This window comes from Nocardioides sp. ChNu-153 (assembly GCF_030466625.1).
Lineage (GTDB): Bacteria > Actinomycetota > Actinomycetes > Propionibacteriales > Nocardioidaceae > Nocardioides.
Window position 1 is genome coordinate 137,915 of the sequence record NZ_JADEVT010000001.1, and the last position, 13,894, is coordinate 151,808.

A 13,894-nucleotide genomic window follows, 5' to 3' on the forward strand; every position below is an offset into this window, starting at 1 on the left:
CCGGCGTGCCCGGCCCGGCCTAGGTTCCGCCTGTGCTGTCGCGAGGAGTGGTGGGCTCGGTGCTCGTCCTGCTGGGCGGCTTCGTGGTCTCCACCCTCCCCGCCTCCTCGCCCGTCATGGAGCTGGACCTGCTCGCCGGCCTGCGGAGCACCATGACCGGCCGGATGGTCGGTCTCGCCGTGGTGATGGCCGGTCTCGGCCTGCTGGGCGCCGCCTGGCTCTCGCTGTGCCGCTCGGTGGTGCACGACGCGAGCGCCGAGGCGCTGGGGCACGTGCGGTGGTGCACCTTCCTGTGGTGCGCGCCCCTGCTGCTCGCCCCGCCGCTGTTCAGCCGCGACGGCTGGTCCTACGCGGCGCAGGGGATGCTCACGCACGTCGACGCGTCGCCGTACTCCCACGGCCCGGCGGTGCTCGCCGGCTCCGTCGTCGAGGCGGTGGACCCGCGCTGGATGGGCACGGTGACGCCGTACGGGCCCCTGCCGCTCGCCATCGGCGACGTGGCCGCGGGGGTGACCGGCAACCCGTGGATGCTCGTCGTGGTGCACCGGGTCGCGGCGCTGGCCGGCCTGGCGATGCTGGCGTGGGCCGTGCCCCGCATGGCCCGCTGGACGGGCGTGAACCCGGCCCTGGCCACGGCGGTCGTCATCGCCTCGCCGCTCATGATGGCCAACGGCGCGGGCGGCCTGCACAACGACCTGCTGATGGTGGGCCTCATGGCCGCGGCCCTCGTGGTCGCCGCCGAGCGCTCCTGGGTGCTGGGCGCCGTGCTCGGCGGCCTCGCCGCCGCGGTCAAGGTGCCCGGCGGCCTCGTCTGCATCGCGGTCGCGCTCGTCGCCCTGCCCGCCGCCGCCTCGATGGGCCGGCGGCTGCGGCGCCTCGCGGCCGTCGGGGTGCTCTCGCTCGGCACCCTCGTCGCGCTCGGCCTGGTGTGGGGCGTCGGTCTCGGCTGGGTCGAGGCGCTCACCGTGCCCGGCAGCGTCAACACGCCCCTGTCGCTGCCCACGGTGGTCGGCGGCGTCCTCGACGACCTCGCCGGCCTGGCCGGCCTCGGCACCGATCCCGCCACGTTCCTCGAGCTCACCCGCCTCGCCGGCAACGTCCTCGCGGTCGGGTACGCCGGGTGGGTCGCCCTGCGCTGGCCGACCGGCGACCGCGCCCGGGCGGTCGCGGCGACGACGGCCGTCATGGGCGTGCTCGTGCTGCTCAGCCCCGTGGTGCACCTGTGGTACTTCCTGTGGGTCGTGCCGTTCCTGGCCGCCCTGCGCCTGCACCGCCTCGGCGCGGTCGGGCTCGTCGCCGTGAGCGTCATCGGGGGCGTCGTCGCGCCGCTGGACTCGTCGCTGCACGGCGCCTACCTCGCCATCGTGATGGGCTCGATGATCGCGACCGCGATCGTCGGCGTCCTCTTCCTCACGTCCCGGGCTCGTGACCGGGTCGAGCGCATCGTCGCCCCCGACTGGATCCCCGCGCCGCGCTGAGCCCGGCAGCCCGGCAGCCCGGCAGCCCGGCGGCGGGGCGGGCGACGCGGGCCCGCGCCTCACCCGTCCGGGCCGACCGGACCAGACAACGGTCCCGACCGCCCCGCCCGTTCGGACGAACCCGTCGCCGCGCGGCCCGCCCGGTGCCACGATGCCCGGGCAGGCCCACGGACGGCGGTCGACGGGCGGGAGGGAGGTGCGCGCATGGACCTGGCTGCGACCGGGCTGGCCCCCACGCGTCACCACGTCGCCGACCCCGTCACCGACCAGGTCGGGGCCATGACGGCCGCGGCGGTGGGCCTCGTCACCGGGGCGCACGCCACGGTCCTCGTCGTGCTCGACGAGCACGGCGCCCGGGTGCTCGGGCGCGACGGGTCACCCCGGCCGGCCGAGGAGGCGCAGCTGCTCGCCGCGGTGCGCAGCGGGGCGCTGCCGGCCGGGGGGAGGGGACCGGGCGCCGGGGTGCTGCACGCGCTCGCCACCCGGGCGCAGCGCTGCTGGCTGTGGCTCGAGGGGGCGCCCGCGGTGGACCCGCCGCTCGACCGGTGCGCCGCCCTCGCCGGACGGGCGCTCGAGGTGGAGGCGGAGGCGCGCACCGTCACCGTCCGCGCCCACCTGGCCGGCGCCGCCCGCGACGTGGTGCGGGCGGCCGTCGCCTCCGACGCGCCGGCCGAGGTCGTCGTCGCCTCGGAGGCCGACATCCTCACCGGGCTGGGGGCACGGGCCATCAAGACCCGCATCTACGGCTCGACCGAGGGCATCGGCTCCTTCCACGCGCTGCCCGACGAGCTGCCCGGCCTGCCGGCCCCGCTCGCCGACGCCGTCCGCGTCGTGCTCCAGGGCTGCTGGGACCGCCAGGAGACGTGGAACGTGCGCGCCACCGAGGTCCGGGCCGGGCGGGCGCTGCCGCTCGGGGAGGAGCACCGCGACCTGCTCGCCGACTGGGTCGGCCTGCTCGCCGCGCGGGGCCTGGAGGACGTGCTGCTGGTGCCGATGGGTGCCGGCGCCGCCTGCGTCGGTCTGGTCGGGCTGTTCCGCGCGGCCGACGACCCCGCCTGGTCGGGGGCCGACCGCTCGGCCGCCCTCGACATCGGCCACGACCTGGGCCGGGCCGTGGCGACCGTCCGCGCCCGGGAGTCCGAGCGCCGGGCGCTGGCCGAGCTGCGCGAGGTCGACCGCTACCGCAGCCGGCTCGTGGCGACGCTGGCCCACGAGCTGCGCACCCCGCTCGCGACCATCACCGCGGCGCTCGAGCTGATGGGCCCGCCCCGCACCCCGGACGACCTCGACGCCGCGGCGTACATCGGACGGGCGGCCGGCTCCATCCGCGCGCTCGTCGACGGGCTCCTCGTCGTGGGGCGGGCCGACGGCCCGCCCGCCGCGCCGCTGGTGCCCGCCGACCTCGTGCCGGTGGTGTGCGGCGCCGTGGACGACGTGCGGATGACCGCCGCGGCGAGGGGCGTGCGCGTGGGGCTCACCACCGTCGAGGCGGCCCGGGTGGCGGCGGACCCCGGCGAGCTGGCGCTGCTCGTGTCCAACCTGGTGGCGAACGCGGTGAAGTACACCCCCGCCGGCGGCTGGGTCGCCGTGCGGCTGGAGTCCGGCGACGGTGTCGCCCGGCTCGTCGTGGAGGACTCCGGCATCGGCATCGCCGCGCACGACGTGCCGCACGTGTTCGCCGAGTTCTTCCGCTCCAGCGACCCGGACGCCGCCGCGCAGCCGGGCTCCGGGCTGGGGCTGGCCGTCGTGCGCAGCGTCGCCGAGCGCGCGGGCGGCCACGTCGCGGTCGCCTCCGAGCTCGGCGTGGGCTCGCAGTTCACGGTCGAGCTGCCGACCGCCTGACCCGGACGTCCCACGAGGGGCCGGTGCGCTCAGACCCGGACGTCGACCCGCGGGCACCAGCGCCGCGTGCGCTCCAGCGTCGCGACGTCGTACGCCGCCCCCGCGGCGTCGGCGTCCGCCGCCCGCAGGAGCCGCTCGGCGACCGACGGCTCCCCGTCGAGGCAGGCCCGCGTCGCGGCCAGCACGACGAGCGGCGGTGGGGCGCCCGCGCCGACCGTCTCGACGGGAACCTCGCGGTCGAGCGCCGCGTCGACGAGCCGCACCCAGGCGGCGGGGTCGTCCGCGGTCAGGCCGACGTGCAGCTCGGCGGCGGCGATCTCGTCGAGCGCCGCGCCCGCGCCGTGCTCGCCGACCTCGGCGGGCAGCACCAGCGTCACCGGCACCTCGTCGTCCAGCAGCCCCGCGGCCCGCGCCTGGTCGAGGGCGGCGAGCACCCGTCGTACGGCGCCCGCGGGGTCCCCGGGGTCGCGCACGGTCGTGCGCAGCCCGGCCACGGGCAGGTCGAGGCGCCCCGCCAGCCGCAGCGGGCCGTCCACCTGGGCGGCGCCGCCGGTGGTGACGAGGACGAGGGGCAGCGTCGTGCCGCGCAGCCCGGGCAGGGCGCGGTCGTCGACCGCGACCGCCCCCAGCAGGGGACCGAGCCGGGCGACGTCGGCGAGCGCGGCGAGGCCCGCGGGGGAGGGGTCCGCGACGAGCGCCGTGACGATGCCGGCCAGGGCGGGGGAGAGGTCGTCCACGGCCCCGAGGCTACGACGGGCCGGGGCGGCGGGACGGGTCAGGCGGGGACGGGTCAGGCGGGGACGGGTCAGGCGACGAGGCGGCGCTGGCCGGCGGGGTCGAGCCGGCCGTGCACCTCGAGCATCCGCTCGACGGTCGCCGACCACGGGAACTGCTCGGCGCGGCGACGCGCCCCGGCGCGGCGCTCGGCCTCGGGGCGGGCGGCGACGGCGAGCACGGCCTCGGCGAGGGCGGAGGGCCGCGGCGGCGCCCAGGCGCCCGAGCCGGCGTCGACGAGCTCCCGCGCGCCCCCCGCGGACGCGGTGACGACGGGCGTGCCGCAGGCCAGCGCCTCGAGCACCGCCAGCCCGAAGGTCTCACCGGGGCAGACCGACAGGGCGACGTCGGCGGCCGCCACGTGGGCCGCGAGCCGGGCCCGGTCGGCGACGTGGCCGTGGAACGTGACGGGCGCCCGGCCCGCGATGGCGCGCAGCTCGTCGAGGTGGGGGCCGTCGCCGTACACGTCGAGGCGCACGTCGACGCCGCGGCGGTGCAGCTCGACGGCGGTCGCGACCGCGAGGTGGGGCGACTTCTCCCGCGACAGGCGCCCGACGTGCACGAGCCGCAGCGGCCCGCCGTCCGCCCGCGGCGTCGTGCGCGGGTGGAACGTCGTGAGGTCGACCCCCAGCGGCACCCGCACGAGCGGACAGCCGGCGCCCGCGGCGGCCAGCCGGAACTCGGCGCGCGCGAAGCCCGAGGTCACCACCACGGTGTCGAACTGGCGCACCAGCACGCGGTTGTAGATGCCGATGGGCACGCGGACGCTCGTGTCGAGCCCGGTGCGCATCGAGAGCATGTGGTCGAGGCGCTCGTGGGAGAAGAGCACGGAGCCGACGCCGTTGCGGCGGGCCCACCGGGTGACCGGCAGGAGCGTCGACTTGTCGTTGACCTCGATGGTCGTGGGCGCGAACTCCTCGAGCACGTCGGTGACCCGCCACGGCTCGACGATGAGGCGGTAGCTCGCACCCACCCGGGGGGCCCGCAGCTGCACCACCGGGCCCAGGGGCGTCTCCGTGCGGGCGTCGGTGGGGCCGGGGACGACGAGGAGGCGCTGGGCACCGGCCGCGACGTACCCCTCGGCGAGGGCCTGGACGGCCGTCTTCATGCCGCCGGAGGCCGGTCCGATGAAGTTGGCGAGCTGAGCGATGCGCACGCGGCACGACGCTGCCGTGGCGGTGTGAACGAGCGGCGAGGCCCCGGTGGCCGCGAGGTGGCGGCTCGGGACCCGTGCAGTCCGGCCCGCGCGGCCGCCCGGTGCGGGAGGATGGACCCCATGAGCAACCTGGACACCCGCCCCGACGAGGTCGAGTGCCGCGCGGGCGGCGCCGCCCCCGCCGGCGTCGAGCTCCTGACGCCGCGCGACGTGCCGCTCGGCGGCCCCCGCGCGATGCTGGTGCGTCGCACCCTCCCGCAGCGGCAGCGCTCCCTCATCGGCGCCTGGTGCTTCCTCGACCACTACGGCCCGGACCTCGTGGCGGAGTCCGGCGGCATGAGCGTCGCGCCGCACCCGCACACGGGGCTGCAGACCGTCTCCTGGCTGTTCACCGGCGAGATCGAGCACCGCGACTCGGTCGGCTCGCACGCGATGGTGCGTCCCGGCGAGGTCAACCTCATGACCGCGGGGCGCGGCATCAGCCACTCGGAGGTGTCGACGCCGGGCACGACGACGCTGCACGGCGCCCAGCTGTGGGTGGCGCTGCCCGACGCGCAACGCGACACCGCGCCCGCCTTCCAGCACCACGCGCCGCCGCTCGTCACGGCGCCGGGCGTCGAGGCCCGCGTCTTCCTGGGCTCGCTGCTCGGCTCCACCTCGCCGGTGGCGACCTTCACCCCGCTGCTCGGCGCCGAGCTGGTGCTCGAGCCCGGCGCGGACCTCCCGCTCGACGTGGACCCGACCTACGAGCACGGCGTGCTCGTCGACCGCGGCGCGGTCGCGGTGGAGGGCCTGCCGGCGGCGCCGGCCGACCTCGCGTACGTCGCGCCCGGCCGCGAGAGCCTGCGGCTCGTGGCGGGTCCGGAGGGCGCGCGGGTGCTGGTGCTCGGCGGCCCGCCGTTCGGCGAGGCGATCGTCATGTGGTGGAACTTCGTGGGCCGCACCCACGAGGAGGTCGTGGCCTACCGCGAGGCGTGGCAGGCCCAGGTCACCGCCGGCGGCCCGGCCGTCGTGACCGACTCCCAGGACGTGGCCGACGGCCGCTTCGGCGTCGTGCCCGACGACCACCTGCCGCCCATCCCGGCGCCCCCGCTGCCGAACGCGCGGCTGCGCGAGCGCCGGTGACCGACGGCCCGCCGCCCGACGGCACCGTCCTCGGCGAGGACGGGGTGCGGCGCTGCCCCTGGGCCGGCGTTCCCGGCCCGATGCGGGCCTACCACGACACCGAGTGGGGCGTCGCCGTGACCGGCACGGGCCGGGCACGGGAGACGGCGTACTTCGAGCGGCTCACGCTCGAGGCGTTCCAGTCGGGGCTGTCCTGGGCCACGATCCTCGCCAAGCGCGACGCCTTCCGCGAGGTGTTCGCGGGCTTCGACGCCGCCGTCGTGGCCGGGTACGGCGCGACCGAGCGCGCCGCGCTCCTCGCCGACGCCCGCATCGTGCGCAACCGGGCGAAGGTCGACGCGACCATCCGCAACGCGGCCGCGGTGCTCGCGCTGCGCGCGGACGGGCCCGACGCGTTCGCCGCGCTGCTGGAGTCGCACGCACCGGCGGAGCAGCCTCTGCCGCGGGTGCCCGCCGAGGTGCCGACCACCTCGCCGGGGTCGCTCGCGCTGAGCCGGGCGCTGAAGCGGCGCGGCTTCACGTTCGTGGGGCCGACGACGATGCACGCGCTCATGGAGGCCACGGGCCTCGTCGACACCCACCTGCTGGGGTGCCACCGCCGGGGCGTGCGGGCCGGTACGGCCGGTGCGGGTCAGAAGACCCAGTAGCAGCCGATCAGCGCCGGCAGGAGCCCGAGCAGGACGAGCGGGTGGACCGGCGAGCGCCGGTGGATCGCCAGGCCCGCCACCATGCCGAGGACGCCCACGGCGGCCGCGATGACGACGAGGCCGATGCGCGCGTCGAGGTGGCCGTCGATGGCCGCGGCCGCGACGACGAGACCGCCCGCGAGGTGGGAGGTCGTCGTCACGGTCAGCACCGACATCACCCACTGCTGCACCCGGCTCAGGCGCGCCTCCGCCTCCTGCGCGGCGCGCGGCGCCGGCGGGTTCGAGAAGTCGATGAGGTGCTTGGCCTTCCTGGGGGCGCGGGGCACCGGGGGCTGCGAGGACACCCCGCCACCGTAGCGCCGCCCCCGCGCCCACCGGCACGCGCCGTCCGGGCGCGGTGCTTCAATGCCCGCCATGTCCCGGCCCCCCTCCCCCTCCCCGTCGTCCCCGCCGTCGCGGCCGGGGTCGGTCGCCTTCCTCGACGGCCTGCTGCAGCTCGTCGGCGCGTGGCTCGCGGGCGAGGTCGTGGTGCGGACGCTCGGGCTGCCCGTGCCGGGCGCGGTCGTCGGGATGCTCGGGCTGCTGGTGGTGCTGCAGGTGCGGCGACCCGGGCCGTCGAGCGCGGTGCTCCACGCGGCCGACGGGCTGCTGGCCCACCTGCAGCTGCTGTTCATCCCCGCGGGGGTCGGCATCGTCGCCGTGCTGGCCGTCGTGCGCGCGGAGGCGCTCCCGCTCGTCGGCGGCCTGCTGGTGTCGTGGGCGGTCGGGCTCGTCGTGGTCGGCTGGGTGGTGGCGCTCCTGCTGCCGCGCCGGCGGCCCGACCGGGGGAGGGGCGCGTCGTGACGCTCCTGCTGGCCTGGCAGCCGGGGGAGACCGCGGACTGGCTGCGCACCTCCCCGCTGCTCGGCGTGCTGCTGACGCTCGGCGGCTACCGCGTCGGGCGCGCGGTGCACGCCCGCTGCGGGCGTCACCCGGCGACGCAGCCGGTGCTGGTCGCGGTCGTGCTCGTCGGCGCCGTGCTGCTGGCGACGGGCACGTCGTACGCCGACTACTCCCGCGGCGGCGACCTCGTCGCCTTCCTCCTGGGCCCCGCGACCGTGGCGCTCGCCGTCCCGCTGCACCGCCAGGCCCACCACCTGCGTCGGCTCCTGCTGCCGCTGCTCGTCGCCATCCCGCTCGGGGTGGTGCTCTCCATCGTGCTGGGGTACGGCGTCGTGCGCCTCCTGGGCGGCGACGACGAGCTGGCGACGACGATGGCGCCGAAGGCCGCGACGACGCCGGTGTCGATCGTGCTCTCGGCCGACGCCGGCGGGATCGTGGCGCTCACCGCCGTGCTCACCATCGCCGTCGGCATCGTCTCCGCCGTGCTCGGCCCGTGGCTGCTCACCCTCGCCCGGGTGCGCCACCCCCACGCCCGGGGCGTCGCCATGGGCACGGTCTCCCACGGGATCGGCACCTCGCGCTCGCTGGCCGACGACCCGGAGGAGGGGGCGTTCGCCGGCCTGGCGATGGGGCTGACCGCGTTCACGACCGCGGTCGCCCTGCCGCTGCTGCTGCGCGTGCTGTGAGGGCGGGGGCCGCGCGGGGGATTCCGCCCGGGGTGACCCGCCAGTAGCCTCACGCCGCATGACACATGTGCACGCCTTCGGCGACGACGCCCTCGGCACCCTGGACGCCGTCGGGCTCGTCGAGCAGCTGGCCGCCGGCCGGGTGTCGGTCCCCGAGGTGGTCGACGCCGCCATCGAGCGCTGCGAGCGGGTGGACGGCGCGCTGAACGGTCTGGCGCACGAGGCCTTCGAGCGCGCCCGCGCCGAGGCGCGGGCGCCGCGGGCGGGCTTCTTCTCCGGCGTGCCCACGTTCGTGAAGGACAACGTCGACGTGCGCGGGCTGCCCACCCAGGACGGCTGCGACGCCTACGTGTCGGCGCCGAAGGCGGCCGACGGCGACTTCTTCCGCATGTACGGCGCGACCGGCCTCCTGCCGCTGGGCAAGACGCAGCTGTCCGAGTTCGGGTTCTCGGCCGCCGCGGAGCACCCGCGCCTCGGCGCGGTCCGCAACCCGTGGAGCACCGACCACACGGCGGGCGCCTCGTCGGCCGGCTCGGCCGCGTTCGTCGCGGCGGGCGTCGTGCCGATCGCGCACGCGAACGACGGCGGCGGCTCGATCCGCATCCCGGCGGGCGCCTGCGGGCTCGTCGGCCTCAAGCCCACCCGCGACCGGTTCGCCCAGGACGAGGTGCACCGCGGCATGCCGGTGCGCATCGTCGCCGACGGGGTCGTGACCCGCAGCGTGCGCGACACCGCGGCGTACCTGCGGGAGGCCGAGAAGGTCTACCGCAACCTGCGCCTGCCCCCGGTCGGGGACGTGACGCGCCCCGGTCACGCGCGGCTGCGCGTCGCGGTGGTGACGACGTCGGTCGACGGCGGGGCCACCCCCGAGGTGCGGGAGCGGACCCTCGAGGTCGCCCGGCTGCTGGAGAGCCTGGGCCACCACGTCACCGAGCTCGACACCCCGCCCGTGCCGGCGTGGTTCAAGGACGACTTCCTCCTCTACTGGGGGTTCCTGTCGACCTACCTCGTGCGCACCGGCCGGTTCACCCGGCAGCAGTGGGACCCCACCCGGCTCGACAACCTGACGCTCGGGCTCGCCCGGTACTCGGCCCGGCGCGTCCACCGGCTGCCGCGGGCGATCGCGCGGCTGTCGGCGTCGCACCGCGTCACGGCCCGGCTCTTCGCCGAGCACGACGTGGTGCTCACCCCGACGGTGGCGGGGCCGACCCCGCTCGTGGGCCACCTCGACCCCACCCAGCCGTTCGAGACGGTCATCGAGCGGCTCATGGAGTGGGTGGCGTTCACGCCCCTGCAGAACGCCACCGGCGACCCCGCGATCTCCCTGCCGCTCGCCACCGACGCCGACGGCCTGCCGCTGGGGATGATGTTCAGCGCCGCGCGCGGGCGCGAGGCGCTCCTGCTGGGCCTGGCCCTCGAGCTGGAGGACGCCCGGCCCTGGCGCCACCTCCACGAGGCCTAGGCGGGGGCCCGGTCAGGAGGCCGGGTCGACCGCGTCCGCGACGTCGCCCAGGCGCCCGGCCACGCGGGCCAGGAGCCGGCCGGCCAGGGCGTCGGCCACCCGGGCGCCGAGCACCTCGACGTACGCCGCGGCCTCGCCCATCGCGCGGGCGGGGTCGGGCTGCAGGTCGGCGACGGCGTGGACCGCGGCGAAGCCGGTCGCGGCGAGCGTCGCAGGGTCCAGCGTGGTGCGCCCGCAGACCGCGAGGGTCGGTACGCCGGCCCGCGTCGCCGCCGCGAGCACCCCGACGGGCGCCTTGCCGTGGAGCGACTGCTCGTCGAGCGAGCCCTCGCCGGTGACGACGAGGTCGGCCCCGGCGACCACGTCGTCGAACCCGACGAGCCCGAGCACCGCCTCCACGCCGGAGGCCACGGTCGCCCCGGCGCCGGCGATCGCGCCGTACCCCGTGCCGCCGGCGGCCCCGGCGCCCGGCACCAGCGCGCTGCCGGAGAGCCCGGCGGCGACGTCGAGCACGTGGGCCCAGCGGACGAGCTCGCGCTCGAGGCGGTCGACGTCGTCGGGGGTGGCGCCCTTCTGGGGACCGTAGGTCGCGGCGGCCCCGTCGGGGCCGAGGAGCGGGTTGTCGACGTCGGTCGCGAGCACGAGCCGCCGGCCGTCGAGCAGCGCGCGCACCGGCACCAGGTCGACGTGGGTCGCCGCCCGCAGCGCGACGCCGTCCACCGCGGCGCTCGCGCCGAGCAGCTCCGCCGTCCCCAGGCCGGCGCCGAGCAGGTCGGGCGGGGCGTCCGGCCCGGCCCGCAGCACGGTGCCCAGCGCCGTGCCGAGCCCGGCGCCGAGGCCGAGCAGCAGCCCGGCCCCGCCGTCGGTCGAGCTGCTCCCGCCGAGGCCGAGCAGCACCTCGCGGCACCCGGCGGCGAGGGCGGCGGCGACGGCCTCGCCGGTGCCGGTGGTCGCCGCGGCCAGCGCGGTGTCGCTCGTGGGCCCCCCGGGCAGCCGGAGCAGGCCCGAGCAGTCCGCGAGCTCGACGACGGCGTGGTCGCCGCGGCGCGCCCACGCGGTGTCGACGGGGTCGCCCAGCGGGCCGGTCACCGTCACGGGAACCCGCTGGAAACCGGCGCTCAGCACGGCGTCGAGCGTGCCGTCGCCGCCGTCGGCCACCGGCACGCGGCTCACCTCCGGCTCGACGCCCGCGGGCACCTCGCCGGCGGCGGCCAGCTCGGCCCACCGGCGGCGCAGACCGGTCTCGAGGGCGTCGGCCACGTCCGTCGCGGTGAGCGACCCCTTGAACTTGTCGCTGGCCAGGACGACGCGGGGCGCGCCGTGCGCCGCGCTCACCGGGCGGCCGCCGCGCTCGCCCGCCGGCCGGTCGTCGTGCTGCTCGCCGTGCTGCTCGCCGTGCTGCTCGTCGCGCCGGTCGCCGTGCTGGGGGCGACGGCCGGGGCCGGCGCCGCGGCGGTCGACCCGCGCACGACGAGCCGGCCCGCGACGGGGTGCCGGCGGGGCCGGGTGGTCGGTTCCTTCAGCGCGAGCATCAACGCGTCCTCCCCCATCTGGGCCATCGGCAGCTTGTACGTCGTGAGCGCGGGGCTCAGGTCCATCGCCACGGCGACGTCGTCGAAGCCCGTCACGGACATGCGGCCCGGCACGGAGACGCCCGCCTCGCGGAGCACCGACAGGCAGCCGATCGCCATGTCGTCGTTGAGGGCGAGCACGGCGGTGGTGTCGGGGTGCTCGGCGAGCACGCGGCGGGCGCACTCGCGGCCACCGTCGCGGGTGAACGCCGCCTCGATGACGGGGACCGAGGCCGGGTCGACGCCCGCGTCGGCGAGGGCCGCGTGGACGCCGCCCATGCGGTCGGCGATGGTCGTCAGCGAGGGGGAGCCGGTCACGATGGCGAGCCGGCGGTGCCCCAGGCCGAGGAGGTGCTCCGCGACGGCCCGGCCGCCGGTGCCGTTGGGCGGGATGACGGCGTCGGAGCCGAGGTGGTGGCGCCCGATGACGGCGACGCGGCCGCCCTTCTCGGCGTACCGCTCCAGCTCGCGGCGGATGGGCAGCTCCACCTCGGGGTCGACGAAGCCCGAGCCGGAGACGACGATCGCGGCGACCCGGTGGGCGGCCAGGGTGCGGACGTGGCGCAGCTCGGCCTCGGGGTCGCGGCCGGTGTGGCAGACCTGGAGGGACAGCCCCTCGGCGTCGGCGAGGCGCAGGAGGCCGCTCGCGATCTCGGAGAAGTAGGGGTCGCCGATCTCGTGGACCACCAGGCCCACGGTGCGGTTGTGCCCGCCCGCCAGCGTGCGGGCGTGCACGTTCGCGACGTACCCCAGCTCGTCCGCGTGCCGGCGCACCGCCTCGGCCACCGCCGGACGCACGCCGGGGGTGCCGGCCAGGGCCCGCGACGCGGTGGCGATCGAGACGCCGGCCGCCTGCGCGACGTCGATGAGCCGGGGCCCGCCCTCCTTGCCCGCCATGCGTCCACCTCCGGGACCGTTCTCGAGAATTCGTCGATTGTGACCCTTGCCACAAGCAGCGTGCTCCGCCTACCTTACCGGAAGCGCTTACGTAAGCGCTTTCATCGACGAAGGGCAGCACGACCATGAGGCTTGGACCGACGAGGCGACCCACCCCGCGACGCACGGGCGTCGCCGCCACGGCCTGCGTCGCACTCGCGAGTGTCGTCGCGGGCTGCGGGCTCGGCGGGGGCGCCGGCAGCGAGGGCGGCGACGACGAGATCGTCATCGGCATCTCGCTCCCGCTCACCGGCGACTTCAGCGAGCCGGGCAAGGGCGTCCAGCGCGGCTACGAGGCGTGGGCGGACTACACGAACGAGAACGGCGGCCTGCTCGGCAAGCAGGTGCGGCTGGTCATCCTCGACGACCAGTCCAACGCCGACCGCGTGGCGTCCGACTACGAGCGGCTCATCAACCAGGAAGGCGCCGACCTGATCTTCGGCCCCTTCTCCACCCGCCTCGTGGTGCCCGCCGCCCAGGTGGCGCAGGACTACGGCTTCCTCTTCGTGGAGCCGGCCGGCGCCGCGGACGAGGTCTTCGAGCAGGGCTTCGACAACCTGTTCTACGCGGCCCCGGCGGTCGCGGACGACCACTACAACCTGCTCGCCGAGCACATCCTGGCGATGCCGGAGGACCAGCGGCCCAAGACCGCGGCGTACGCGACGATGGACGACCCGTTCGCCCAGGGCACCGCCTACGGCCTGCGCGACAAGCTGGCCGCGGCCGGCGTCGAGACCGTGGTCGACGAGGTCTACCCGCCGAACACCACCGACTTCTCCAACATCGCGGCGCAGATCGCCGACTCTGACGCCGACATGGTCGTCGGCGGCACGCAGTACCAGGACGCGGTCAACCTCATCGTGTCGCTGCAGCAGCTCGGCTACCAGCCGGACCTGGCCGCCTTCTCCACGGCGCCGACCAACCCCGAGTTCCCGGCCGCCATCGGCGACAAGGTCGACGGCATCGTCTCGCCGACCGGGTACACCCCCGAGGCGGCGTTCCCGGAGAACCAGGAGTTCGTCGAGTTCTTCACCGAGAAGCACGGCCACGCGCCGAGCGAGGACGAGGCGAACGCCTGGACGACGGGCGAGGTCGTCGCGGCCGCGGTGGAGGGCGCCGACTGCGCCGACCCGTCGCCGGAGTGCCAGCAGAGCCTCATCGACCACCTGCGCGAGAACGAGGTCGACACGGTCGTCGGCCCGCTCACGTGGGACGCGCAGGGTCGCCCGCAGAGCGCGCACCTCATCCAGCAGTACGTCGACGGCGAGATCCGCATCGTGATGCCGACCGAGCAGGCCGAGGCCGACTTCCTCTTCCCGAAGCCGGCGTGGTGAG

The 13,894-nt window shown here is 77.1% G+C and carries 13 protein-coding genes; 8 read left to right on the plus strand and 5 right to left on the minus strand.

Annotated elements, in window-relative coordinates:
* Positions 1 to 32: 32 nt before the first annotated feature.
* Complete coding sequence (mptB, locus tag INN71_RS00645; RefSeq protein WP_277497377.1) at positions 33 to 1,478, plus strand: polyprenol phosphomannose-dependent alpha 1,6 mannosyltransferase MptB; 1,446 nt, start codon at positions 33 to 35, stop codon at positions 1,476 to 1,478.
* 204 nt (positions 1,479 to 1,682) lie between these two features.
* Complete coding sequence (locus INN71_RS00650) at positions 1,683 to 3,320, plus strand: cell wall metabolism sensor histidine kinase WalK (protein ID WP_277497376.1); 1,638 nt, start codon at positions 1,683 to 1,685, stop codon at positions 3,318 to 3,320.
* Positions 3,321 to 3,349: 29 nt separating this feature from the next.
* On the opposite strand, the gene INN71_RS00655 is transcribed toward INN71_RS00650, so the two are convergent.
* Positions 3,350 to 4,057, minus strand: a complete 708-nt coding sequence (locus INN71_RS00655; protein ID WP_277497375.1) for a hypothetical protein — start codon at positions 4,055 to 4,057, stop codon at positions 3,350 to 3,352.
* A gap of 68 nt (positions 4,058 to 4,125) precedes the next feature.
* Positions 4,126 to 5,250, minus strand: a complete 1,125-nt coding sequence (locus INN71_RS00660) for a glycosyltransferase (protein ID WP_277497374.1) — start codon at positions 5,248 to 5,250, stop codon at positions 4,126 to 4,128.
* A 120-nt stretch (positions 5,251 to 5,370) separates the two neighbouring features.
* On the opposite strand from INN71_RS00660, the gene INN71_RS00665 reads away from it, so the two are divergent.
* Positions 5,371 to 6,375, plus strand: coding sequence for a pirin family protein (locus tag INN71_RS00665; protein WP_301799213.1), 1,005 nt, complete (start codon positions 5,371 to 5,373; stop codon positions 6,373 to 6,375).
* A complete protein-coding gene (locus INN71_RS00670) occupies positions 6,372 to 7,022 on the plus strand; it encodes a DNA-3-methyladenine glycosylase I (RefSeq protein ID WP_277497372.1) in 651 nt (216 codons plus the stop codon). Before INN71_RS00665 ends, INN71_RS00670 begins: the two co-directional genes overlap by 4 nt.
* Here INN71_RS00670 and INN71_RS00675 read toward each other — a convergent pair.
* Complete coding sequence (locus INN71_RS00675; RefSeq protein WP_277497371.1) at positions 7,007 to 7,366, minus strand: hypothetical protein; 360 nt, start codon at positions 7,364 to 7,366, stop codon at positions 7,007 to 7,009. The genes INN71_RS00670 and INN71_RS00675 overlap by 16 nt on opposite strands.
* 70 nt (positions 7,367 to 7,436) lie before the next feature.
* On the opposite strand from INN71_RS00675, the gene INN71_RS00680 reads away from it, so the two are divergent.
* Genes INN71_RS00680 through INN71_RS00690 form a run of 3 tightly spaced genes read left to right on the plus strand, consistent with a single transcriptional unit; the run spans position 7,437 to position 10,052 of the window.
* Positions 7,437 to 7,865 (plus strand): CidA/LrgA family protein, encoded by a 429-nt coding sequence (locus INN71_RS00680; protein ID WP_277497370.1) that lies wholly within the window; start codon positions 7,437 to 7,439, stop codon positions 7,863 to 7,865.
* Positions 7,862 to 8,590 carry an LrgB family protein gene (locus tag INN71_RS00685; protein WP_277497369.1) on the plus strand — a complete coding sequence of 243 codons (729 nt, stop codon included), beginning with the start codon at positions 7,862 to 7,864 and terminating at the stop codon, positions 8,588 to 8,590. Before INN71_RS00680 ends, INN71_RS00685 begins: the two co-directional genes overlap by 4 nt.
* A gap of 58 nt (positions 8,591 to 8,648) precedes the next feature.
* Positions 8,649 to 10,052, plus strand: a complete 1,404-nt coding sequence (locus INN71_RS00690; protein ID WP_277497368.1) for an amidase — start codon at positions 8,649 to 8,651, stop codon at positions 10,050 to 10,052.
* 12 nt (positions 10,053 to 10,064) lie between these two features.
* Here the strand turns inward: INN71_RS00690 and INN71_RS00695 are convergent, their stop codons facing one another.
* Together INN71_RS00695 and INN71_RS00700 are read right to left on the minus strand one after the other, a co-directional pair.
* Complete coding sequence (locus INN71_RS00695; protein ID WP_277497367.1) at positions 10,065 to 11,387, minus strand: glycerate kinase; 1,323 nt, start codon at positions 11,385 to 11,387, stop codon at positions 10,065 to 10,067.
* Positions 11,384 to 12,520 (minus strand): LacI family DNA-binding transcriptional regulator, encoded by a 1,137-nt coding sequence (locus INN71_RS00700; protein WP_277497366.1) that lies wholly within the window; start codon positions 12,518 to 12,520, stop codon positions 11,384 to 11,386. The genes INN71_RS00695 and INN71_RS00700 overlap by 4 nt, the downstream gene beginning before the upstream one ends.
* Positions 12,521 to 12,645: 125 nt before the next feature.
* Here INN71_RS00700 and INN71_RS00705 point away from each other — a divergent pair, with 125 nt between their 5' ends.
* Positions 12,646 to 13,893, plus strand: a complete 1,248-nt coding sequence (locus INN71_RS00705; protein ID WP_277497365.1) for an amino acid ABC transporter substrate-binding protein — start codon at positions 12,646 to 12,648, stop codon at positions 13,891 to 13,893.
* The last annotated feature ends 1 nt before the right edge of the window (position 13,894 follow it).

What these genes read in the sequence shown, in the direction of transcription:
- INN71_RS00650 (WP_277497376.1), top strand. Translation starts at nt 1,683, where the DNA reads ATGGACCTGGCTGCGACCGGGCTGGCCCCCACGCGTCACCACGTCGCC.
- INN71_RS00665 (WP_301799213.1), top strand. Translation starts at nt 5,371, where the DNA reads ATGAGCAACCTGGACACCCGCCCCGACGAGGTCGAGTGCCGCGCGGGC.
- INN71_RS00680 (WP_277497370.1), top strand. Translation starts at nt 7,437, where the DNA reads ATGTCCCGGCCCCCCTCCCCCTCCCCGTCGTCCCCGCCGTCGCGGCCG.
- INN71_RS00690 (WP_277497368.1), top strand. Translation starts at nt 8,649, where the DNA reads ATGACACATGTGCACGCCTTCGGCGACGACGCCCTCGGCACCCTGGAC.
- INN71_RS00700 (WP_277497366.1), bottom strand. Translation starts at nt 12,520, where the DNA reads ATGGCGGGCAAGGAGGGCGGGCCCCGGCTCATCGACGTCGCGCAGGCG.
- INN71_RS00705 (WP_277497365.1), top strand. Translation starts at nt 12,646, where the DNA reads ATGAGGCTTGGACCGACGAGGCGACCCACCCCGCGACGCACGGGCGTC.